Annotated in this window: 18 protein-coding genes; 12 read left to right on the top strand and 6 right to left on the bottom strand. The window is 47.4% G+C overall.

The annotated features are described in order from the left end of the window. Positions 1-191: 191 nt before the first annotated feature. The 8 genes from rimO to ACRJJO_RS04125 all read left to right on the top strand — a co-directional run bounded on the left by rimO (position 192) and on the right by ACRJJO_RS04125 (position 10,883). The gene (rimO, locus tag ACRJJO_RS04160; RefSeq protein WP_431064657.1) at positions 192-1,502 is read left to right on the top strand and encodes a 30S ribosomal protein S12 methylthiotransferase RimO; all 1,311 of its coding nucleotides are present in this window, start codon (positions 192-194) and stop codon (positions 1,500-1,502) included. Then, on the top strand, positions 1,503-1,886 hold the full coding sequence (locus tag ACRJJO_RS04155) for a hypothetical protein (RefSeq protein WP_431064656.1): 384 nt from the start codon (positions 1,503-1,505) through the stop codon (positions 1,884-1,886). Between the two features lie 1,729 nt (positions 1,887-3,615). Then, positions 3,616-5,871 (top strand): LuxR C-terminal-related transcriptional regulator, encoded by a 2,256-nt coding sequence (locus ACRJJO_RS04150; RefSeq protein ID WP_431064655.1) that lies wholly within the window; start codon positions 3,616-3,618, stop codon positions 5,869-5,871. Positions 5,872-6,202: 331 nt separating this feature from the next. Further along, on the top strand, positions 6,203-6,889 hold the full coding sequence (locus ACRJJO_RS04145) for a hypothetical protein (protein ID WP_431064654.1): 687 nt from the start codon (positions 6,203-6,205) through the stop codon (positions 6,887-6,889). A 239-nt stretch (positions 6,890-7,128) separates the two neighbouring features. Continuing rightward, complete coding sequence (locus ACRJJO_RS04140; RefSeq protein WP_431064653.1) at positions 7,129-7,767, top strand: hypothetical protein; 639 nt, start codon at positions 7,129-7,131, stop codon at positions 7,765-7,767. Positions 7,768-7,792: 25 nt separating this feature from the next. Further along, positions 7,793-9,376, top strand: coding sequence for an IS66 family transposase (gene tnpC, locus ACRJJO_RS04135; protein ID WP_431064652.1), 1,584 nt, complete (start codon positions 7,793-7,795; stop codon positions 9,374-9,376). A 93-nt stretch (positions 9,377-9,469) separates the two neighbouring features. Further along, positions 9,470-9,739: a PEP-CTERM sorting domain-containing protein gene (locus ACRJJO_RS04130; RefSeq protein ID WP_431064651.1), complete on the top strand. Its 270-nt coding sequence runs from the start codon at positions 9,470-9,472 to the stop codon at positions 9,737-9,739. Positions 9,740-10,232: 493 nt separating this feature from the next. Then, entirely contained in the window at positions 10,233-10,883 is a 651-nt protein-coding gene (locus ACRJJO_RS04125; RefSeq protein ID WP_431064650.1) for a hypothetical protein, read from the top strand. A 1,188-nt stretch (positions 10,884-12,071) separates the two neighbouring features. On the opposite strand, the gene ACRJJO_RS04120 is transcribed toward ACRJJO_RS04125, so the two are convergent. After that, positions 12,072-12,296: a hypothetical protein gene (locus ACRJJO_RS04120; RefSeq protein ID WP_431064649.1), complete on the bottom strand. Its 225-nt coding sequence runs from the start codon at positions 12,294-12,296 to the stop codon at positions 12,072-12,074. A gap of 769 nt (positions 12,297-13,065) precedes the next feature. Here ACRJJO_RS04120 and rimK point away from each other — a divergent pair. After that, positions 13,066-13,971, top strand: a complete 906-nt coding sequence (rimK, locus tag ACRJJO_RS04115) for a 30S ribosomal protein S6--L-glutamate ligase (protein WP_431064648.1) — start codon at positions 13,066-13,068, stop codon at positions 13,969-13,971. Between the two features lies 1 nt (position 13,972). After that, positions 13,973-15,025, top strand: a complete 1,053-nt coding sequence (locus ACRJJO_RS04110) for a succinylglutamate desuccinylase/aspartoacylase family protein (protein ID WP_431064647.1) — start codon at positions 13,973-13,975, stop codon at positions 15,023-15,025. 106 nt (positions 15,026-15,131) lie between these two features. Here the strand turns inward: ACRJJO_RS04110 and corA are convergent, their stop codons facing one another. Beyond that, positions 15,132-16,202, bottom strand: coding sequence for a magnesium/cobalt transporter CorA (gene corA, locus ACRJJO_RS04105; RefSeq protein ID WP_431064646.1), 1,071 nt, complete (start codon positions 16,200-16,202; stop codon positions 15,132-15,134). Between the two features lie 64 nt (positions 16,203-16,266). Here corA and ACRJJO_RS04100 point away from each other — a divergent pair, with 64 nt between their 5' ends. Further along, positions 16,267-16,392: a hypothetical protein gene (locus tag ACRJJO_RS04100; RefSeq protein ID WP_431064645.1), complete on the top strand. Its 126-nt coding sequence runs from the start codon at positions 16,267-16,269 to the stop codon at positions 16,390-16,392. Between the two features lie 39 nt (positions 16,393-16,431). Here the strand turns inward: ACRJJO_RS04100 and ACRJJO_RS04095 are convergent, their stop codons facing one another. Then, positions 16,432-17,835 carry an MBL fold metallo-hydrolase RNA specificity domain-containing protein gene (locus ACRJJO_RS04095; protein ID WP_431064644.1) on the bottom strand — a complete coding sequence of 468 codons (1,404 nt, stop codon included), beginning with the start codon at positions 17,833-17,835 and terminating at the stop codon, positions 16,432-16,434. Between the two features lie 88 nt (positions 17,836-17,923). After that, entirely contained in the window at positions 17,924-18,190 is a 267-nt protein-coding gene (locus ACRJJO_RS04090; protein ID WP_341326399.1) for a hypothetical protein, read from the bottom strand. A 379-nt stretch (positions 18,191-18,569) separates the two neighbouring features. On the opposite strand from ACRJJO_RS04090, the gene ACRJJO_RS04085 reads away from it, so the two are divergent. After that, positions 18,570-19,100, top strand: coding sequence for an SRPBCC family protein (locus ACRJJO_RS04085; RefSeq protein WP_431064643.1), 531 nt, complete (start codon positions 18,570-18,572; stop codon positions 19,098-19,100). A gap of 795 nt (positions 19,101-19,895) precedes the next feature. Here the strand turns inward: ACRJJO_RS04085 and ACRJJO_RS04080 are convergent. Further along, positions 19,896-21,284 (bottom strand): sigma-54-dependent transcriptional regulator, encoded by a 1,389-nt coding sequence (locus ACRJJO_RS04080; protein WP_431064642.1) that lies wholly within the window; start codon positions 21,282-21,284, stop codon positions 19,896-19,898. A gap of 3 nt (positions 21,285-21,287) precedes the next feature. Next, on the bottom strand, positions 21,288-22,709 hold the full coding sequence (locus tag ACRJJO_RS04075) for a sensor histidine kinase (RefSeq protein ID WP_431064641.1): 1,422 nt from the start codon (positions 22,707-22,709) through the stop codon (positions 21,288-21,290). Positions 22,710-22,844: the final 135 nt, after the last annotated feature.

The raw sequence follows: 22,844 nt of genomic DNA, 5'->3' as shown, positions 1-22,844 counted from the left end.
TTTGAAGTACGAAAGGTATATTAAAGTAATTTCACCATGAAGGTTATAAGGCAATGATCAAAAAATCGATCGCTTAAGTCTTCTCGTTCTTTAAGGTAATTTCATTTATTTCGATCATTTTCCCGGTTCGGTGAGTCAGGAAATCAGATTGCAGCAACGCGTTTCCGAATAAAATTTTATTGAGATTGTTAATGAGTGCTCCGCATATAGGATTTATTAGTTTGGGTTGCCCTAAAGCCTTGGTCGACAGCGAACGGATATTAACCAAGCTTCGATCCGAAGGCTATGAAGTGTCTCCGAGCTACAAGGAAGCCGATTTGGTAGTCGTCAATACCTGCGGCTTTATCGACGCAGCGGTCGAAGAATCGTTGGATAGCATTGGCGAAGCATTGGCCGAAAATGGGCGAGTCATTGTAACCGGCTGTCTTGGGGCCAGAGAGGACGAGATCAGAGCCAGACACCCGCAGGTATTGAAAATTACCGGCGCGCATGCGCTGGAAGAAGTCGTTGCGGCAGTCCATGAGCATTTGCCGCCGATACACGATCCGTTTACCAGTCTTGTGCCGCCGCAAGGGATTAAATTGACGCCCAAGCATTATGCTTATTTGAAAATTTCCGAAGGCTGCAATCACCGTTGCACCTTTTGCATCATCCCGTCGATGCGTGGAGATTTGGTCAGCCGTCCTATCAACGAAGTCATGTTCGAAGCCGAACGCTTGGCAAATGCCGGGGTTAAGGAATTACTCATCGTCTCACAGGATACCAGTGCCTACGGGCTCGACCTGAAATACCGGACAGGACAATGGCGAGGCAGGGAGATTCGGACTCGTTTTTATGAATTGTCGGAAGCGTTGGGAGATTTAGGTATCTGGATCAGAATGCATTATGTGTATCCCTATCCGCATGTCGACGAAGTTATCCCGTTGATGGCTGACGGTAAAATTCTGCCTTATCTGGATATTCCGTTTCAGCATGCAGATAGTCGCATACTGAAGTTAATGAAGCGGCCGGCGGCTGCCGAAAACAATTTAGAACGCATTAATGCCTGGCGGAAAATCTGCCCGGATATTACGATTCGCAGTACCTTCATAGTCGGTTTCCCTGGCGAAACCGAGCAAGAATTCGAGCAATTATTACAGTTTTTAACTGACGCGCAGTTAGATCGGGTGGGTTGTTTCGCGTATTCGCCGGTTAAAGGCGCGGTGGCCAACGACTTATCGGGTCAGCTTCCTGAGGCGATTAAACAAGAAAGATTAGCTCGGTTCATGGAGCATCAGGCCCAAATTAGTGCTGCGAAATTGCGTAGGCGGATCGGGCGCGTCGAGACCGTTATTATCGATGAAGTCGTAGAAGAAGGTGCGGTTGCGCGAAGCAAAGCGGATGCGCCGGAAATCGATGGACAAGTTTTTATCGACGGCGCGGTACATCTAAAAGTCGGTGATTTTGCAGCGGTGGAAATGGAGGAATCGGACGAGCATGATTTTTGGGCGCGCTTAATATAATTGGGTGAGCCGGTTTTTAATGATTCATACGGTGTTTTTATCGAAAAGTTGATTAGTGTCACATCGTTTTTTTTAACAGTATCAAATTATTGGCTTTTTAGTACTGACGTACAATGGTTTTTGTTCTTAAAACGCATACAATGGATCGCAGTTGAAATAACAATAATGGACGGAGGTGTTATGCAATATAAAACCAGCAGATGTAAAGTATTGTTAGCTGCAATGGGTGTAATCCTGCTTTCTTTTGCAGGGCTGGGAGTTTCGTCGGCGAGTGAGGCGGTAATTATTACTCAAGCTAACGGGCAGTGGTCGTTGGCCGGGTGGTATGGTTTCAGCGTGATTTTGGCATTGATCGGCTTTATTGCCGCAAAATCGAAAAATTGATTTTCCATTTCGCAGGCGTTCTGTTGAACGCCTGCACTTTCTACTAAAGCAATTATAGTAATTGCTTCTTATATCTTTATTATTCACACCCTCCTATCGTTTTCACGCTCTAGCGATTGCCGTTATACACATCTCTTTGAAACACGCTGTCGGCTGTCCAGCGCGACGGCAACATCACGCACTCGCCGGAACTTTGTAGGGTAACGCTGCGCGTACCATGGCGACCATGAGTTTACTCCATAATCTGATCAAGCTGGCGCTTCTTAAACTTCATCGAACCCGGCTTAAAACACTCATGACGACCGTAGAGGGCGGCTTGAAAAGTATCTCGGTGTCGCTGACGGACTTAGGGCGAGCACTTCCCGGGCCCCGGCCTATCACAAACACAAAATCAAGCGCATCGACCATTTCCTCGGCAATCCCACTTTCTCGAGCGCAAATGCTGTTTATCAACTGGTGGACGTCGTGTTATGCAAGCTGGCAGGTTGATTAAAGATACCGGTTGAGGCGACCATCGGCCAATTAGAAACCCTTAATCATCGGTTACGCGCACGCATCTGGCGTAAAACGCAACGCGCCGGTGTCAGCCGGTATTGACCGGAAAATATAGGCGTGGAATCGCATGCCAAGCAACTATCCTGTACTGACTTAACGTCTGTTTCGCCCTCATTTTTTGGGCTTTCAGGATTTAGGTGCTATATAATTTGTTCATGGCCAGACCCTATTAGAATCGAATTTTTAGGAGCGTTCTATTATGTGACTTCCTGTGGTGTCCGCCGTCAAAACATTTTTACCTTTCGTACTTCAAATTTCGGCAGCGCCTAAGGAGGCACCGGGGGCTCGATCCCTCACCTAACGCTAGGTGAGGTGACCAGCATGGATGCTGGCACAGAGCCTACCGGGATGTATTCACCCAGCACCTAAATTCCATAGCCCATTGGCTATGGTTTACTACCTTGGATAATTTAGGTGCTGGGTTCACGGCGTCCTTTGACGAGTACCCCGGCGCAGAATTTTGATCTGCGATGGATATATGAAGATGATGAAGACAGGGTTCAATATCTTGATGTTTTGAAGCGTGTTGTAGAGGATTTTAAGTGGGTTTGTCATGCTTATTGTTTGATGACTAACCATTATCTATTCGGTTATAAAAACGCCTGGCGCCAATTTTTTGTCAACAGATAGCGGATTTTTTTTGAGCTACGTTTTACAACCGTCGGTAAAATTAGCAGGGCAGTTGGATCCGCGAAGCTATGAATGTTGACCTGCCCCTTATTCCGAAACCCAATGCTACAGACAGGCGATAGGCATGTTAAGATCTTTGAGCTCCGCTGCCGTAACAAAATTTTGCGCCCCAAAATTACGATCGAACATCGCGCCTCGTTCCATTTTGTTAGGTAGGCTAAATTCACTCATCCAAAATCGCCGTGTAGCCCTAGTACAAGCTCCTGCCGGCTTTGGAAAAAGTACATTACTAGCCCAATACTACGCTCAAATAAGAAGTCGTCCTCTTACGGAAACGATTTGGTTATCATTAGACGAAGATGACAATGACCCCAATAGGCTTTTCATTTCCCTAGTTTTGGCGATACGCAATATTCAGCTAACGTGGTCGGAAGAACCTCACATATTGGTTTCCCGCATGGACAATGCCCACGGGATTAGGGTCGCTGTCAATGGGCTAGTGAATGCGGTATCTACCTATCAAGGACAACATTTGGTACTGATTATGGACGACTTGCACCGTGTTAATGACAAGGGTGCTTTGAATCTACTGGACAACCTAATCAATCAATTACCGGTTAACTGTACATTCATTATTGGTTCAAGAACTCCGCCGAATTTATCTTTGCCCCGTTGGCGAGCAAATGGAGAGCTGGGAGAATTATTGGCAACCGATCTGCAATTTGATGAGCTCGACGCGTTAGCTTTCGGTGCCTCATTATTTGGAAAACCAATTTCTGAAGAGTTAGCACGGCAGGCATTAAAACACACTAAAGGCTGGGCAGCTGGCCTTAATTTAGTGTTTTCCGCAGCTTTTAATCAAGCCAAATTGGATTTCACTGTGAACAGAGCAAACCGACATCTGTTCGACTACTTTGCAGCGGAAGTATTGGCGGATTTGCCCTCAGAACTGCGTGAATTTTTATTACATTGCTCTATTCTCCCCGAACTCGACCCGCAACGATGTAAGGCTGTCACCGGCCTCAACGATACTCAATTTATACTGAATGAATTGTATCGGCGTAATTTGTTTTTGACTGCCTTAGATGACATGGCGCCTATCCTAAAGCTTCACGATCTTTTTCGTGATTACCTCAAATGCGAACTGGAGTTACGTTACCCAGGACTGAAGGAAGATCTGCATGCCAAAGCCGCAGTAGCCGAACCGGTTTTGCCCCTCGCCATCATGCACTGGCTTAAGGCAAAGCGATGGGATGAAGCCGTCACCTTGATTCAGAGCTGCTCGGCATCGTTGATGGCCGAAGGCGGTTATGCGTTACTGGAACGCTGGCTCAATCAGCTACCCGAACACATACAAAATGACCGGCCGGAAGTGGCGCAATTAAAAGGAATATGCAAGTGGGCGCGTTATGACTTTTTAGGTATGCGCGCGCCCTTGGAACTGGCCTGTGCGGGTTATCGCCGCCAAGGCGATACGGCCAGTTTAGCGTACACATTATTTATGCTAAGCCGCAGCCTGCATTCCGTCGGCGATCTAAAAAGCTGTAGCCGAGTGTTGCAAGAGGTCAATACCCTCAAAACCGAATTAGACCTACAAATGTCCGCTGCTCTCCATTCAGTGGGCGCCTTGCAGGCTTTGGCGATCGGTTGGCCAACACATGTGGCGCCGCACCTTGAAGCCATGGTAGCCGCCGCCGAACAAGACCTTGCCAACTTGTTTCCGGCCATCAGCGATGCTTTCAATAGTTTTTATTATGGCATGCCCAATACGCTAAAGCCCTTACGCCATCTACGAATGTTATGCTCCGCTTGGTGCGAATGGCAAAACGTGCATTGGATGGTAGAAGCCATGGCCAATACCGCATGGCCGGAATTCTGGTACGGTGATTACACAACAACGATGCAGGCCATGGAAAGGCAATCTCGCTTCCAGCAACGGATGGCGGCAGTCCCCGCTCTTTGGTTGGATTTTCATCAGCTCAACAGTCGGGTATTAGCCGCAAAAGGCGATTTCGAACAGGCGGTAGCGGCAGAACACAGCAACCTGCAAATCGTGGGCTCCGACGAATTTGGCGCGACGGCACGGGCATGGCGCAGACCTATCTTATTCAATTTGGCCTGTGTCTATTGGATGGCGCAAAACCAACAAGGCTTAGCCGAATTGATGCCGCATATGCAGCTTAAACGGCAACCGGAAGAATGGCCTTTCGTTGCCACCGGTCTGGCATTAGTCAAAGGCCGGCATGCCTTATTGTCAGGAAATTTACCTGAAGCCGAAATAGAACTGGTGCGCGCACAAAAGCTTTACCGGCATTGGCGCTATCCGGGCTTCATCGGCAATCCGTCAATCAGCTTGGCCTATTTACGGGTTGTCCAAGGTCAACTGGAAACCGCCTGGACCGAATTCAAGCCAGTGCTTGAGGAAGCCATCAATGAAGATAGCATTGGCCCGTTGTTGATGGAGCCACGCCGGTTGCTCACCGAATTGTTCGCACTAATCCCGCCGGACGAGCAGGCACGTTACCTTGATATACAGCACAGACTCGAAGGCTGGCAGCAGACATCGCCGTCATACAGCGCCAACCTGAACGAAAAAACACCGCACAACTTATCTGAACGGGAACTGGAAGTGCTTGAAAGGATAGCCGCCGGCGACTGCAACAAGCAAATTGCCAAAATTTTCAATCTAAGTCCCCACACCGTGAAACGCCACGTTTCCAATATCCTCAACAAACTAGACCTTTCAACCCGCGGGCAGGCTGCCGCCTGGTGGCGGGAACATATCGGCCGCACTGATTAACTCGGCACAACTTCTCCGTCGTCAACAGCACTAAATCGGGTCTAATGGCCCATTTTTTTATGGCGTATGGCTCTTTTGGGCCATGCCTCGCCCATCTTTCAAGTATAAACTCGACACAGCGTTGGTTGGGATATTAGAAATATACATCCATTCACACCATCAAGGTCTAAACCCGTAAGGCAATGGATTCGCCGATAAGCAGGCCGTAAGGTTCAATCGAGGAGCGACAATAGGCAAAGCTGTATTTGTACGAAATACGGGGTCAATATAAGCTCCCTGATACGTCTAAGCTGTAAGAACAGCTCAAATATCAATGAGGAGGAGAGGGATGATGAAGAAAATAGCGATGTTATTAGGCTTGCCTTTCTTAATGACAGGTTGTGCAAGTACAATCGAATCTTTCTATAACAGGCAGGTCGTAGAAGATCAGCTTATGCCTGATGATACGGGTGCACAAGAAATTGGCACTCTTGCTGTCACGGCACAGCGCAGATTGGTTGTCGGGAACCTAAAAACAGGAAATTTCTGTTCGGAGCCCCCACAGGAAGTGGCGGATTCAATAACCACAGCAATAGCTACCGCATTAAAAGCAAACATTTCTGCGGATAAGACTGCTAATGCAGAACTTGCTAGTAACTTTGCAAGGCATGTAAATCAACTTTACAAACGAGCACATACTGTGCAGCTCTTTAGGGATGCCTCTTATCATTTGTGCGTAAATTCTGTAAATAGTGCGAATGGAGACAATGGCTCTTATGAGTCATACAGGGCCGATATAACAAGCATGGTAACGAATATACTGCCGTACTTGGAGAAAGAGGTCGAGGCATACTATGAAGTAGAAAAAGTACGAGCTGAAAATCCACCTTCAGTTTCTCAGGAAACGATAATTTGTGATTCAAGCTCCAGCCTTGATAAGAAGATCGATGGTAGTGAAAATAAACTATCAACCACTATAAATTGCCGTCCGCTCTCTCAGAAACAAGAAGACAGCGGCACAAATGGTATTGATTTGTAAATACAACTAACAATGGCATAAACTCGCCCCTCCCGAAAAAAACAAAAAAGGCGTCGAATTTATTAAGTTCGTTTTTTTAACGTGTCCAGTTTTGGCTTTTAAGCTTGGTTAAGCCGAAAACCTATTACACACCGTCAACACCGAAGGCTACTAGGCCATTGTCCTACACGGTTACTTATAATACTTTTAAGTGGTGGATTTTTATGAATCGGCTTTATAAGTTTATAACTGTATTTTCAATGCTAATATTCACTAATATCATTACAATTACAAATGTAGAAGCTGCAATTATAAAGACTTTAAAAAACTACAGTTATTTAGAAGGCGTTTCCGGATATGATAATTTTTACTTTATGGATTTAAATAATAACGATTTAGATAATATTTCAAAAACACAATTAAACAGTCTAAACATAAATGATGTTATATTTAATATAAATCTTAAGGATGATTACGATTTTGAAGTGCATAATAGCGAAAATTATCATAGTGAATACGCGCTTATAAACAAATATAACAATGGAAGTTATTATCTAAACTATGAGTATGAATACCATTACATGTATTCTCCATGGGAGGAGCTACATATCAGGCCATTTGGGCAAGTAAATAACGAATGGTCAATATTTGGCTACTACTTCGACGATGGATGGAAAGTTTATCAACCTTTAACAAGGACTTCTAACGACGTTACTTGTACTTCCCGTAAGTTCATCCTTGTTAATCCAGAAGCAATAGGAAATAATGCTGGTTACTGGGTTTGTACTGATGGATATGGATTGGAAACCTGGACAGAAGTATGGTGGTATAAATATGTAACTATTCAGCCCCCCATTACAAAAAACATCCAATCAGTCATTAAAAAACTGTATTTTTAAGCCGCCAAGACGTATTCTGTGCGCCATGCAACTGAGCGATCATGACCTAAACCAACTGGATGAAGACAAGCTTCTTGACTTGCCGGAAGAGGATTTGCGTCGCCTTTCGATTCGCTTGCTCAACGATCTCAAGGAAGCACGCGAGCGCTTGAAGCAAAACTCGCGTAATAGCTCCCGGCCACCCAGTAGTGAAGCACCGTGGGATAAGGCGAACGATACAGCCAGTGATACCGATGCTATAGACGCTGGCGAAGACACGCCGGACCAGGAAACAGATAACACCTCACCCGAGCCACCTGCTAAAGAATCCAAACAAGATTCTCAAACCGACTCGTCTCAAGCTTCGGATAATGTGCGTAAACCTGGTAAACAGCCCGGCGCGCAAGGTTTCGGCAGACAGCAAGTCCTGCCAGTGACTGACTATCAAGATCATCGTCCCGAGCTTTGCGCGTGTTGCGGTACTGTGTTCACGGCAAGTCAGCAAAAAGCGTATACCGCTTTTGATACCGTTGACCTCACCTGGGCTGACGCGAACGATCCGGGCTTGAGATTGATCACGACGCGGCATAGCTATTATGAAACGACGTGTCACTGCGGCCATGTGACGCGAGACGAACCGTATCGTCACGTGACCCACGGCAGTTTGCCGAACGTCGTGTGCAGCGAATGGCGCCTGGTCGGGCCGGGTTTGGCCGCCTTGATTGTGTGTCTGGCCTATCGCATTCGGCTATCCCGAGAACGCATCCGCGAATTCTTGCAGGATTGGTTAGGGTTAAGTCTCAGTGTCGGCACCATCAACAACACCCTGCATGAAAGCGGCGCGGCGGCGCTGCCGATCGAAGACGAACTCATTGAGGCGGTGGTCAATAGTCAATTACTGCATGTCGATGAAACGTCCTGGATGGAACTGACGACCTTCTTATGGCTGTGGGTGTTCAGTACGGATAGCGTGACCGCTTACTGGATTGCCTACCGCAGCGCTGAATTGCTCGAGAACCTCTTGGGCGCGGATTACTTGGGCTGGCTCATGAGCGATGGCTACCAAGCCTATCGCAGATACCCGAATCGTGTGCGCTGCTGGGCGCATCTGCTGCGCAAAGCCCAAGGACTGGAAGAGAGTTTCGACCCTGTGGCCCGCCAGTTCGGCAAACACACACTGGCGTTGCTGAATACGCTGATGAACGCGATTCGAGAGACCCGTGTCGACCCACCCGACAAACCGTTGACGGAAACCTTTCAAGAAGCACTGGCGCTCTATCTAGCGCTATGCGAAAGCCTGCGCGAAGCAACGCATAAAAAGACGCGTGAGCTGGCCGGTGAAATGCTCAATGATTGGGATGCGATCTTTCAGGTCGTTGCGTCCTATCATTTGCCGTTGACCAACAACGAAGCCGAGCGGGCACTGCGGCACTGGGTGATTTTGAGACGCATCAGCTATGGCACGCGCACCGAGCAAGGCTCGCGGGTATTCGCCATTTTAATAAGCGTGATCGAAACCTGCCGTAAAAGACAGCAATCCCCTTGGCTTTATTTGGCTGTAGTCATTGATCATCAGCGGACCGGGCGGCCGATTCCAAAATTGCCTCCAGTGGCCTGGGGGTCTGAATAGTTACATAAATATGGTTATACTGTTGACGGCATATATACCTATAAACTAAGCGAAAGCTTAATTGATAGTCTTTTACTACGTGGTTATTGGTGGATGGATCTAGATGTTATGGGTGATGATCTAAGCATATTTGATTATAGTCTTACCATATATACTGATAATGATCATTATTCATCAACTTTATCACTCACAAACCCAATTAGTTACTCAACAGTACCCTTACACACAGATACAAATACTGAAAACACCAGTGGAGATGGAGCTTCTGTCCCAGAGCCGAGTACTTTTTTGCTGCTAGGAGCAGGACTAATCGGGTTAACCAGTGCTTCTCGTAATAAATTAAATTTTGGCCACAACTCGTAACCCGTAAGGTTAATTCGCGATAGCAATCCGCCATCAATCGAAGAAATGATACTGAACCCCACAGTTGGCTCTGCTGAGCGAGATTTTTTACAATGCAAATTTGCGATTTTTCCACTCTTGTTTGGCGTTTTGCTCCGCTTACACTCCGCGAAAACGCCCTATTGGGCGGGAGACATGGTAAATTTGCCATGATCATTAATACCTTTAAAAACAAAGAAATACATCAACTCCCGGATAACATTTGAAAACTGCAGACACCAATTGCTTAAATCGATTAAAATCAAATGGATAGAATTTTCATGTAACCCAAAAAACGCTGATTTTTCATGATTTTGGGGGTTAGCACAAATTTACCGTGGGCCCGGGAGATAGGTGTCGTCGCTAAAACGCAGAAATTATCTGTTTAGCACTTGATGTTTTGGCGTTATTCACATAGTTCTTGCACAAGTGTTTTTCAAATTATATTTTTTAAAGAAATTTCAAGGTCGATGCCATGAGAAAATCATTGAAACTAACCTGTCTTTTTTTCCTTACACTATTTTCTTTTAGCTCTAATGCAAGCTTACTTTCAAACCCCGGATTCGAGTCGGGTCTTACTTACTGGGAAAGTTCAGGAGGTGCGGCAATTCGCTCCAACGATGATCCATCGGCTTATGAGGGTCAAAACTATTTATATGGTTTCGATACCCCACTGTTTAGTGTATGGCAAGATGTCGATCTGATTAATAAAGGTTTTTTGCCATCAGAAATCGATTCAGGCAATTTCATAGTCGAGCTTGGCGGCTGGCAAAGCGGCTGGCATTCTCAGCAGGACTCCGGGCAAATCCATGTTCGCTTTTTTGATACCACAATGTCTCAAATTGGCACGACTGCTTTGCCAAGCTTCTACTCAAATAATACCTGGGAAGAACAGTCTGGTTTAACGAATCTGCTTGCAGGGACAAGATTTATTCGTTACGAATTTATTGGTACCCGAGTTGGCAGCGGATCAAATAACGATGCCTATTTAGATGCTGCTTATTTGAATGTTGCAGCAATTCCAGTTCCCGCTGCAGTTTGGCTATTTGGTTCTGGTTTGGTTGGGCTTATTGGAATAAGAGGAAAGCTACCGCCAAACGGCGGATCAGTCCATAGCGCGTGCTAACCCGAAACCCGTAAGGCGGATTCGCGTTAGCAATCCGCTATTAATCGAAGAAATGGTACTGAATCCCATGGTTGGCTCTGCTGGCCGAGATTTTTACAATTAAAATTGCGGTAGTTCCACTCTTGTTTGGCGTTTTGCTCCGCTTACACTCCGCGAAAACGCCCTACTGGGCTGTAATTCCGGAGGTTAAAGACCGTAAAGATCATATTTCAAAAACCATCGAACGGTTGAATTCAACCGATTGCCCAAACGTACAGCTTGACGCAGTTCAGAAAATTGCTTAAAAATGCTTTTCCTAACGGATTTGGTCGCCAGGCTGGGAAGCCCCAAAGCCCCGAAAGAGTTCGCCTTTGCGAATAGCTGTGAATGCATATTCTGGCCCAACCTGAACACCGATTCAGATTGCCGGAATCTTTCCTAACGCATTGTTTTTTAAACCTGAGTATCCTACATGGACGTATTTACGGCGTCCTGTCAAGCGAGTAATCGTACCCTCTTCAATGCTCAGTGTATCGGAAAGCAATCATTGACTATTTCCTAAATGGCTTATTTAGTAGGAAAGATAACCGTTTCAACTGCTAACGCGAACATAGCCCAAAGTAATCCTTCAACCTAAAAAGAGGAGTTGAATGACTTCATGAATTGTTGAGGCCCAATAAAATCAACTTCTACAGAGATTTAAATCCAACTGCGGAGTAGTTACTTTTGGGTGAATCTTCGATGTTGTTTTTGTTTAACCAGGACAGTTACTTACATAACTTTTTCTCGATTTTTGGCTTGTTGAATTCACTGTCTTTCGCTGAAAATCTTGGAAACGGAGCGCTAGCGAAGTGAAGATTTTTAGTCCCCGATAGCCGTAGCGCCGGGTGTTTTGCCGGAGTCTGCGCGACTAGCGCAGGCGGAGGCAAAATACAAGGCATCGCGACACGGCGTCAAGCCATTTGTGGGAGTGCTACGGAGCCGCATCGAGTTTACGAGGATGTGGCGTAGTGGCACGGACGCAGGGCGAATCGGGGCCGCCGAAGGCATTAGCAGTCGCGTAATTTTTGCTGATTTTTCAAGCAGGATGCCCGGAAAAATCTTTCGCAAAAATAGCGACTCCCCTGTGAGCTCAATGTCTTCAACCGGTTACCGGGTTAATCGTGGTTTCGACAGGCTAATGGGTGAATCGTATCGTACGCTATTGACTTAGCGGCTCATCTGAATCAGCTCAATATCCTTTTTCAGCAATTCATTCACGAATGTGGAGAGATCGACGCCTTTGGCATTGGCTAACGCTGCGAGGGTGTTTTGCACGCTGGTCTCCGGGTGAATCGGCTGTTGCAGTTGCGCGTTTTTACGGTATAAGCTTTCGAGTGTGCCTCCGGAAAAGTCGATTTCCTTCGGCTTGTCGTCGTGTATCTGTGTTGACATCATTTTCTCCTTATCTGGGTTCGTTCTCATATTGTTGATGTTTCCAGCGAGTTGCTTCAATTGCCGAGATCAGACGGATTTTTGCCGTAGATGTCTATCATTCGATAGGGTATGGGTCCCGCCAATATTAACTCAAGCCTATATGGTTAATCTGGGTAGGGTTTCGGACCTTAGGCACACGTAGCGTACCCTACAATTTATGTATAACAATGAGCACAGAGCTTGGGAATGCAGCCTGAGATGCTTTAGCGTCTCGTAACGCTGGAGCGGTACTCAGGCATTCCCACGCAGAGCACTCATCGTTATACATAAGTCAAGAATTACCGTTTTGCAATCTTAGCCAATGAGGCCTCGATACCATTTTTTGTCGCCCAACGTTCCCGACTTCGAAATCGCGATCTGGGGATCGCTCCCACAGAGCACATCCGGCCCCTTGTGGGAGCGACGCCTTCGTCGTCCCTCACCTAATGCTAGGTGAGGGAAAGCCACTGATGTTCAATATCCGCAGATTTATCAAACAGCACCGCTTCCAAGTATACGGCGACCTCTGTTTAGCAAATTTACCGATACTTGTGTATAACGGCGAGCGCAGAGCATGGGAACGAGAATGCCTTGGGACTGAATACATATACAGGCGCAGTTCAAAAACGCAGAATAGTTTTCTTATTTGTTGTTCACAGACTATCCTATGCGACGAAAAACTGTGTAATATGCCGGCTTGAATATAATTAATAAAATTGACGATGAACATGAGGATAATTAGCGTTTCATGAAAATTGCATTGCTTTCCAGAAATCCTAAGTTGTATTCCACGCGGAGACTGATAGAAGCGGCGGAAGCAAGGGGCCATCAAATTGAAGTTATCGACGTGTTGCGCTGTTATATGGAAATTACGTCGACAAAACCGGGCATTCATTATAAAGGTACGGTATTGGAGGGATTCGATGCGGTGATTCCTAGAATCGGCGCGTCGGTAACATTTTATGGTACAGCGGTGCTTCGTCAGTTTGAAATGATGGGGACTTATCCGCTCAATGAATCGGTTGCGATTTCAAGGTCTAGGGACAAGCTGCGTTCATTGCAATTATTATCCCGCAAAGGTATCGGTTTGCCGGTGACCGGTTTTGCACATAAACCGGACGATATCGAAGATTTGATCAAAATGGTCGGCGGGGCTCCGGTCGTTATTAAGCTTCTCGAAGGGACTCAGGGCATTGGCGTCGTATTGGCCGAAACGAAAAAAGCGGCGGAAAGCGTTATCGAAGCTTTTATGGGCTTGAAAGCCGATATTTTGGTTCAGGAGTTCATCAAGGAAGCTGCCGGCGCCGATATCCGTTGTTTCGTAATCGGCGATAAAGTCGTAGCGACGATGAAACGACAAGGTGGCGAGGGCGAGTTTCGTTCGAATCTACATCGAGGCGGGACTTCATCGTTAGTTCGGATTACGCCGGAAGAGCGCTCGATCGCGGTTCGCGCGGCCAAGACGATGGGATTGAATGTCGCGGGCGTCGATATGTTGCGTTCGAATCATGGACCTGTCGTGATGGAAGTTAACTCCTCGCCGGGGTTGGAAGGCATCGAAACGGCAACAGGCAAAGACATTGCAGGCATGATTATCAGTTTTATCGAAAAGGATAGCCTCGGCAAATCCACTCGGACCAAAGGTAAGGGCTGACATGGCGGAATTGTTCATCGGCGGCCAGAAAATTAAAGCCGGCGAACGCAGAACGCTGGATATACCGCTGCCGAATCTTTATACACATACCGTTGTTCCCATGACGGTACATGTGATTAACGGCCGGCAAAGCGGTCCAAAGATTTTTGTTTGCGCGGCGATACACGGCGACGAGATCAATGGCATCGAAATCATTCGCCGTTTGTTGCAATCGCCGGCGTTGCGGAGTATCAAAGGCACTTTGATTGCGGTACCGATCGTCAATATCTATGGCTTTGTTCGGCACTCGCGCTATTTACCCGACCGCCGCGACTTGAATCGAGTTTTTCCCGGATCCGATAAAGGCTCCTTGGCCGGTAGGTTGGCATCGCTTTTTTTTCATGAAATTGTCGAGCAATGCACGCATGGTATCGATTTGCATACCGGAGCAATTCATCGCGATAATTTACCGCAAATTCGTGCCGATTTGAATGAAGGCGAAGAGACCGAGACTTTAGCGAGGGCATTTGCCGCTCCGGTTATTTTAAATTCGGATGTGCGGGATGGTTCGTTACGGGCTATCGCCGCGGAACATAAAATTCCATTATTGGTATACGAAGCCGGCGAAGCCTTACGCTATGACGAACTGTCGATCAGAATCGGGCTGCGCGGCATCATCCGCGTAATGAGGCAATTAGGCATGATTCGCCAAGAAACAGCCAAGCGAAAAAGCAGACTTCCGGAACCTGTCATTGCGCGTTCGAGCTATTGGGCTAGATCTTCTAAAAGCGGCTTGTTAAGGGCGATGGTCTCGTTGGGTGCTAAAGTCAATAAAGGCGAAACGCTCGGTGCGGTTAGCGATCCGTTTTATCTTGAAGACGATAATATTACCGCTCAAAATTCCGGCATTATTATCGGCAAGACTAATCTGCCGATTGTTACCGAAGGCGAAGCGTTGTTTCATATAGCCAGATTCGGTAAAGCCGACAATGCCGCCGACGTCGTTGAGCAATATCAGCATGAATTCGATCCGATGAATGAAGCTTATGAGTGGTCTGAAGCTCCGATTGTTTAAATTTGGAAAATGTCATAATTAAGAAGATCGATTTTAGCGCTTTGATGAAACAAGCTAAGTTGATCAACAAGGGGGGTATTTCAAGTGATACCAATATATTATTGTATTACAACCATTTCTTTCGCCGGAAGAAAACCAACAAGCCAACTGCTGTAGCGATGCTAATCGACCAGAATACCGGATAAGACCATGCCCACTTTAGTTCCGGCATGTAGTCGAAATTCATGCCGTAAACGCCGGCCAGAAAGGTTAGCGGTATAAAAATCGTCGCAAAAACGGTCAACACCTTCATGACTTCATTCATTTTATTGCTGAGACTGGACAAATAGATTTCCAGCAATCCGGCGATCAAATCCCGGTAAGTGTCCAGTCCCTCGGCGACGCGAATCGTATGGTCGTAAACGTCGCGCAGATATACCTTGGTCGTATCGCGTATTAGGTCGGATTCCGAACGAAGTAGGCCGTTCAAAACCTCTCTAAGCGGTGAAACCGCTCGTCGAACGAAAATCATGCCTCGTTTCAACTTTTGAATCGTATTCAGCATATCGGGCGAGGGCGAAAGAAGCAATTGATCTTCGAGGTCTTCGACAATTTCATCCAGGCTGTCTTCGATCAAAAAATAGTGATCCACGACCAAGTCGATGATGCTGTAACTCAAATAATCCGCCCCCTGACTACGAAACCTTCCCCGGCTGTTTTGTATTCTGCGGATTATCGGGTGTAACAGATCCGACTCCGATTCTTCAAAGGTCAAGATAAAATTACTGCCGAGTATTAAGCTGAACTGTTCGTTATCGAAAGTCAGAGATTCCGCGTCGAATCGTATGACCCGGAGCACGATGAAAATAATATTGTCGAACTCCTCTACTTTAGGCCGTTGATGGGTATTGGCGATGTCTTCCAATACCAGTTGATGAATAGTGAACTCTTTCCCCAGTTGTTCGATCAACTCGACGTCGTGCAGACCGGTGATGCTGAACCATGAAACGGTGGGTTTGTCTTTCGGCGGAATCAATTCCGAAACGGTCTTGATCTCTTGTTCGATCAAGATGTCTTTACTGAATTCGATCAGTTTGATTTTGCCGGCCGTTTCCAGTCTTTCGCCGACATGGATGACGCTGCCCGGCGCAAGACCGAATTTTTCGGAAGAACTGCTTAACGAGAGGGGCTGGGTCATCGGCTATCGAGAGGATTCATCATGCGTTGTCTAAAGATTTCGTGACAAATAGCTTCCTGGAATCATGAGCTTTCTAGCGGGTTCGGTAACTCGCTTGACAGGACGCCGTAAATACATCCTTGTAGGCTTGGCGGCGGCTTTCCTTGCCGCCGACACCTGTCAATCGAGTTACCGAACCAGCCTACCCTAAATCAAAAAATAGGGAAGTTATTTATAACCAAATCCTAAATTAAAACTCAATGGTTTGTCCGACTTCGGGAAGCGAAGCGTCCCAGCCGGTACGGTGAAAACACGTGCGTAACGAATGCGAGGCGTTGAGTTCGCCGTGGATCAAATACAGCCGGGGCTTGGGTTCTTTGAACGCCGAGGCCCAGCGGAGCAGCTGGCTTTGGTCGGCATGCGCGCTTAAGCCGCCGAGCGTATGAATCGTGGCTTGCACATGGATTTTACTGCCTAGGATCTTCAAGTCTTTCTGACCTTCGACTAAGGTTCTCCCCAGGGTACCTTGAGCCTGAAAGCCGACGAACACGACATGCGCATCGCGACGCCAGAGGTTGTATTTCAGATGATGGCGGATGCGTCCGCCGGTACACATGCCGCTGCCGGCTATGATGATGCTGCCGCCTGCGATGCGGTTGATCGCCATCGAGTCTTCAGTCGATTCTGAATAGACCAGATTCGGCAGCCAAGTTTGCCAGCCGTCTTTGCGCTTGGCGATGTGTTTGAATTCGGGGTCGTCATCGTTGAACAAATGGCTATGATCGTCGTAAATTTTGCTGGCTTCGATCGCCATCGGGCTGTCCAGAAAGACCTGTTGTTGTGGCAACGCGCCTTCCCGATAAAGTTTACCGAGCCAATAAATCAAGTCTTGGGTTCGTCCGACCGCGAATGACGGAATGATCACATTGCCGCCGTTGCCTTGAGCCGCGATGAGTATTTCGCGTAATTCGTCGAGCGTCGTATCTAATGGTTTGTGATCACGATCGCCATAAGTCGATTCCAATAACAGGATATCCGCCTTGGTGAGTTGTTCCGGGTCATACAATAAAGGCGAATGCCGATTACCGAGATCGCCGGAAAATACCAAGGTTTTTTGCTGCGGGCCGTTGTTTGATTTCAATTCTACAATCGCGGATCCGAGAATGTGTCCGGCATCATGAAAGGTGACCGACAAGCCAGGTACTATTTCAGTGGGTTCGCGATAGGCGGTAGGCTTGCGAAGTTGCAGCAGAGCTTCGACATCTTCGAGCGTATAGAGCGGTTCGAGCAATTTTTTTCCGGAACGTTGGCGCCGTTTGTTTTCCCATTCAGTATCGCGCAACTGCAGTAAGGCTGCGTCTTTGAGTAATAGGTCGAGCAGATGAAAGCTGCCTTCGGTCAGAAAAAGATCGCCTCTGAAACCGTCTTTATAAAGTTGCGGCAGACGTCCTGAGTGATCCAGATGGGCATGCGACAACACGACCGCGTCGATGTCCGACGGTTTGAACGGGAATCGGGATCGGTTTTGTTTGTCGGCTGCTTTGCCGCCTTGAAATATGCCGCAATCGATCAAAATGCGCTTATTGTTCGATTCCAAGAGATAACAGGAGCCAGTCACCTGGCCGGTGGCGCCGAGAAAAGTGAGTTTATTCATAGCCTGCTCTGTATGGGACGATTATAGTCGGGATGGTCTAGGCTGAATCGGTGGACAGTTTGAGCAGTCCACCGGCTGGTGTTTTCGATTATTTCTTAATACGATCAATGATACGTTGATAGGCTTCGGTCAGTTCATCGGCAATGACTTTGGTCGCCGATATTAATTCCTCGGTTGTTTCCTTGGTATCGTCTTTGATTTCCTCGGCTTTGTGTTTTAATTCGGTCCATTTTTTTTCGGCATGCTCCCATTCGTCTTTCGCTTCCTTACCGGCAAGATTTAATTGAACAGCGATTTCATCGCGTTGTTGTTTGATTTTGTCGGACAGGCTTTCCAGGTCTTTTAAAAGGTCCATAATATTCTCCTCGTTGAGTAATGCGGTACTGTTTTGTCGTTATGTTTAACATGAGTTGCTCGGGCTGGTCGTGAGCATTGCTGAGTATAATCCAATTATTCGGCAGTTTGAGAAGGAATTTTGAAAGAGGAAAGGGGAAAAAGTGAAAGGTAAAAGAGGAAAGCTGCGTAGCCCGGATGGAGCGTAGTGCAATCCGGGGAGGTTCGAAGCCACGCCTTTTCCGTACTCCGCTATGAGGCATTCGGGTTATATGTGTTTACAGCGGGATGCGTATGGGGTGGAATCGGAAAAAATCCTAATGACTAGCAGGAAGTTTGCTCAGTGCCGATACTTAGCATTGGCCGATAATAAGCGATTTAATTTTTGCTTATTACCGACTATGAAACAGTTACTGATTATTCTATTCAATTTCCTAATTTTTCCTGCGGCCGCCTTGGCGCACGGACCGACACCGCAAAAAGCCAAAGAGAGTATTACCATCGAGGCGCCGGCGGACAAAGTTTGGGACGCGGTCAAGCAATTCGGTTCGATTGCCGATTGGCATGACGATGTCCAAAAAAGCGAGGGCGACGACAAGCATGAATCGGGTGGCAAACGCACGCTGACTTTTACCGACGGCGAACAACTCGTCGACGAGCTCGATTATTATAGCGACGAAAACCGGGAATACAGTTACCGCTTGAACAAGGAAAACGTCAAAGCGTTGCCGGTCAGTTCTTATTCGATTGAATTGCAGGTGACGCCAGGAGGGAACGATAGCAGTAGCCTCGTGACTTTGAAAAGCCGTTTTTATCGAGGTGACACCGGTAACACGCCGCCGGAACATCTAAGCGACGAAGCGGCGGTTAAGGCGATGACGCAGTATTTCAAAAACGGCCTGGCCAGCCTGAAAAAACACGTAGAGAACTGAGATTTAGAAGGCCGCTCACACGGCATTACGGAGCAGGAATACTATCGGATTTTTATTTCAGGGTATCAGCGTTTGTATATTCATCTCGTGTAAGCATTCAGTCCCACGGCCATTCTCGTTCCCATGCTCTGCGCTCATCTTTATACACAAGTACCGGTAAAGGTGCTGAACAGAGGTTATCGAATACCTGGGAACGGTACTGTTTGAAAAATCAGTGGATATTGAAAGTCAATGGCTTTCCCTCACCTAGCATTAGGTGAGGGACGACGAAGACGTTGCTCCCACAAAGGGTCGGATGCTCTGTGGGAGCGATCCCCAGATCGCGATTTCGAGGCCGAGAGTGTTAAGTGACAATAAATGGTATCGAGGCCACATTGGCTAAGATTGCAAAAGGATAATTTATGACTTATGTATAACGATGAGTGCTCTGCGTGGGAATGCCTGAGTATCGCTCCAGCGGTACGAGACGCTAGAGCGTCTCGGGCTGCATTCCCACGCTGGAGCGTGGGAACGATAGGGGGTGTGAATAATTACCATCTCGTAGATCAAAATTCGGTGCCGGTCTCCGTCAAAGAACGCCGTGAACCCAGCACTTAAATTATCTAAGGGAGCGAACCATAGCCAATGGCTTATGGAATTTAGGTGCTGAGTGAATACTTTCATGTAGTCTTGACGGCAGCTATTCCTGCCGCCGACACCTGTCAATCGAGTTACCGAACCTGCCTCCTTTGCATTTAAAATAGGGAAGTTATTTATGACCGAACCCTAAGGCGTATGTTCGCTCGAGTAGAGGTATTATTCGTTGATGTACTTTAGGTGATGTTTTTGAACCCGGTAACGCAAGGTTTCCCGGGTTGCTTTCAATAACCTTGCCGCCGCCGTTACGTTCATACCGGAGCGGTTCAGAGCCTCCTCGATGATTCGCTTTTCGATGTCTTGTAGAGACAGGCTGCCGTCCAGCGGAATGAATATGCCGTCTTCGCGTATGCTGGATTTCGTTGACGGTAAATTAGGCAATTGCAGCCAATGCTCGGGGAATACCTCACTATCGGAAAGCAGTACGCAACGTTCGATGACGTTATGCAATTCCCGGATATTGCCGGGCCAATCATAGGCTTCAAGCTTTCGCCAGACGCTTTCAGGGACGATGGCAAGGTTTTTTCCGGTTCGGGCATTGCCTTCGGCGATGAATTGCCAAACCAGTTCGCGCAGGTCTTCCTTCCGTTCGCGCAAGGGCGGAATATGCAAATTGACGACATTCAGACGATGATACAAGTCGCGTCTGAAATTGCCTTTTTCAACGCTTTCCAGCAAGTCCCGGTTGGTTGCGGCGACAATTTGTAAATCGACGCTGATTTCCCGCTCGCCGCCGACACGGCGAAATTTAAATTCTTCGACCGCTTTTAACAGTTTGCCTTGTAAATCGAGATCTAACTCTCCGATCTCGTCCAGAAACAAGGTGCCGCTGTTGGCTTGTTCGAGCAGGCCGTGGCGGCGTTTTTTAGCGCCGGTAAAAGCACCGGCTTCATGGCCGAATAGTTCCGATTCCAGCAGATCCTTTGGGATGGCTGCGCAGTTCAACTCGATCAACGGACCTTGTGCGCGTAGCCCCGAATAATGCAGCAAGCGAGTTACTAATCCTTTTCCTGATCCGGTTTCTCCGGTGATGACCAAACTGGAAAACCGCACTTTAGCCAATTGGCCGATCATCTCCTTAAGCGTTTGAATTTGAGGGCTTGAACCGATCAGTGCGTCGATCGAATAACGGTTGTGCTTGAGGTCGGTTTCCTGGAATAAACGTCGCTGGGCTCTGGCGCTTCGGGCGGCGCCTTCGACCAACATATTCAAACGGTCCAGGTCGCAAGGTTTTTCAAGAAAGTCGTAAGCGCCGAGGCGTAAGGCTTTGACCGAATCGGCTACGGTGCCGTATCCGGTTAGAAACAGCCACTCGGAATGAGCGATGTTCTGACGAACTTTTTCCAGAAAATCCAACGCATTGCCGTCGGGAAGATTCATATCCGATAACACGACTAGTGGTTCTAGGGCCAAGTCGATCAACTGATGCTCTGCTTTTGCAAGAGTGTCTGCAACCACCGCGTTCCAGGCTTGTTTGTTGAAAAATCGGGCCAGTTCGTTCCCGAGCAGTGCTTCGTCTTCGATAATCAGCAGATTGTTATTGTGCATGGTTCAGACCGGACAAGTTAATGAAGCGCAAGCGTGACCTTGCTCGTCGTTGCTTAAGGTCAAGTCCCCGCCCAACGATTTCGCAAACCGGCGCACCATCGACAATCCCAAACCGGTGCCTTGTTCATGCGTGCTGGCGAAAGGGCGTATTCCTTGCGTCAATAATTGTTCGGAAAATCCGGGGCCGGTATCTCGCACCTGAATGACCAGTTGACTGTCCTTGACGAATGCATTGACGGTAATCGTGCCGCCGGCATTGGATAATTCTTGACAGGCGTTGATCAACAAATTGAGCAAGGCCTGGCGAAGTTCCGTTTCCGGCAGCAAGGGCTTGATGCCGGTTTGTATGTTTAGGCGAAAGACTATGTTGTCAGCCGTTTGATATTTGATTAGCATCAATAATTCGTTGATGACGATTTCGAGGTCGACCCGTTTGGGCGTTTCCGGCGAATGTTTGGCTAAAGACAGTAGTTCGTTTAGTCGTTGAGTGATACGGTAGGCTTCATTAGCGACCAGTTGCAATCGCTCGGATAAGTCGGGATTCGTGCATTCGTTTTGAATGTTGCGCAATGCGGCTTGTATGCCGGCCAACGGATTTCGCAGTTCATGGGCAGTGCTGGCGGCTAGTTCGCCTACGACGGCTAATCGTTCGGATCGAGCGAGACTTCGGCTTTGTTCGAGCAAGGTATGGGTTGCATTGCGAATTTCTTGCTCTAGCAGTTGCCTGTGGTTTGCATGCTCGAGTTCTAATTCGGCAAGGCGAATGATCAAGCGGTTATAGTTGCTAAACAGCGATTGCAATGCCGGCTCGATATTCTGATCGTCGATCGGCTGAGGTTCGCCGTCCGCTAATAGCGACAGCAACTCTTTCAAGGCCTCCAAAGGCGCCAGAATTTTTCTACGTAAAAACCGTAAGTCGAGAACAAGCAAAGTTAAAAAAACCACGGCGGGAAAGATGATTGCGAAATTCAATTCCCATTCGCTGTCGGAATAGACTTGACTCAGCAATTGTTTTTCTTCGCGGATTTGTTGATTGAAAAAGCCCCCGGCAAGCTTAAGCGTGTCCATCAAGTCCTGACGATATTGACCGGGATTTGCATTTGACAGTCTTTTGCTTATTTCGATCAGCTCCAGCGTTTCGGGCGCGCCTGGATATTGTTGTTCAAGGTCGGCGATGATGCTATTCAACAGTTTGGGATCATGTCGAGCCGATGGTGAAGAGTGTGCAATATTATCCAATTGATGCAGATACAGTTCGAAGATTTTTTGTTGTAGTTGATGTCCGTAGGAAATATCTTCTTTAATGATATTGATTCGGTGCAAGTTGCGCCAAGTGATGCCGCCGAGAGCGATCAACTCGATCATGATGAACAGTCCCAACGTCGCCCCGATGATCGCAATCGGGCGGTATAAAATTTTGTTCATTCGTTTTCCCGACAATCTTGTTTAAAGGAAGCATTATAAAGTTGATAGCGGCATTGTCCGAAGCCTGGATGTATTGAGGCATGAATAACTGACGTCCAATCCAATAAACCATGGTTGATCGACTTAATGGTTGTA

The sequence above is a fragment of the Methylotuvimicrobium sp. genome (genome assembly GCF_050611805.1).
Lineage (GTDB): Bacteria > Pseudomonadota > Gammaproteobacteria > Methylococcales > Methylomonadaceae > Methylotuvimicrobium.
Note: the sequence above shows the minus strand (reverse complement) of the source record. Positions and strands in the feature narration are given on the sequence as shown.

Excerpts from the sequence above, each read along its gene's own strand:
- ACRJJO_RS04100 (WP_431064645.1), top strand. The coding sequence starts at position 16,267 with ATGAGCTTTCTAGCGGGTTCGGTAACTCGCTTGACAGGACGCCGTAAA.
- ACRJJO_RS04095 (WP_431064644.1), bottom strand. The coding sequence starts at position 17,835 with ATGAATAAACTCACTTTTCTCGGCGCCACCGGCCAGGTGACTGGCTCC.
- ACRJJO_RS04145 (WP_431064654.1), top strand. The coding sequence starts at position 6,203 with ATGAAGAAAATAGCGATGTTATTAGGCTTGCCTTTCTTAATGACAGGT.
- rimK (WP_431064648.1), top strand. The coding sequence starts at position 13,066 with ATGAAAATTGCATTGCTTTCCAGAAATCCTAAGTTGTATTCCACGCGG.
- ACRJJO_RS04080 (WP_431064642.1), bottom strand. The coding sequence starts at position 21,284 with ATGCACAATAACAATCTGCTGATTATCGAAGACGAAGCACTGCTCGGG.
- ACRJJO_RS04075 (WP_431064641.1), bottom strand. The coding sequence starts at position 22,709 with ATGAACAAAATTTTATACCGCCCGATTGCGATCATCGGGGCGACGTTG.
- ACRJJO_RS04140 (WP_431064653.1), top strand. The coding sequence starts at position 7,129 with ATGCTAATATTCACTAATATCATTACAATTACAAATGTAGAAGCTGCA.
- ACRJJO_RS04085 (WP_431064643.1), top strand. The coding sequence starts at position 18,570 with ATGAAACAGTTACTGATTATTCTATTCAATTTCCTAATTTTTCCTGCG.
- rimO (WP_431064657.1), top strand. The coding sequence starts at position 192 with ATGAGTGCTCCGCATATAGGATTTATTAGTTTGGGTTGCCCTAAAGCC.
- ACRJJO_RS04120 (WP_431064649.1), bottom strand. The coding sequence starts at position 12,296 with ATGTCAACACAGATACACGACGACAAGCCGAAGGAAATCGACTTTTCC.
- ACRJJO_RS04130 (WP_431064651.1), top strand. The coding sequence starts at position 9,470 with ATGGATCTAGATGTTATGGGTGATGATCTAAGCATATTTGATTATAGT.
- tnpC (WP_431064652.1), top strand. The coding sequence starts at position 7,793 with ATGCAACTGAGCGATCATGACCTAAACCAACTGGATGAAGACAAGCTT.
- corA (WP_431064646.1), bottom strand. The coding sequence starts at position 16,202 with ATGACCCAGCCCCTCTCGTTAAGCAGTTCTTCCGAAAAATTCGGTCTT.
- ACRJJO_RS04110 (WP_431064647.1), top strand. The coding sequence starts at position 13,973 with ATGGCGGAATTGTTCATCGGCGGCCAGAAAATTAAAGCCGGCGAACGC.
- ACRJJO_RS04090 (WP_341326399.1), bottom strand. The coding sequence starts at position 18,190 with ATGGACCTTTTAAAAGACCTGGAAAGCCTGTCCGACAAAATCAAACAA.
- ACRJJO_RS04125 (WP_431064650.1), top strand. The coding sequence starts at position 10,233 with ATGAGAAAATCATTGAAACTAACCTGTCTTTTTTTCCTTACACTATTT.
- ACRJJO_RS04150 (WP_431064655.1), top strand. The coding sequence starts at position 3,616 with ATGGACGACTTGCACCGTGTTAATGACAAGGGTGCTTTGAATCTACTG.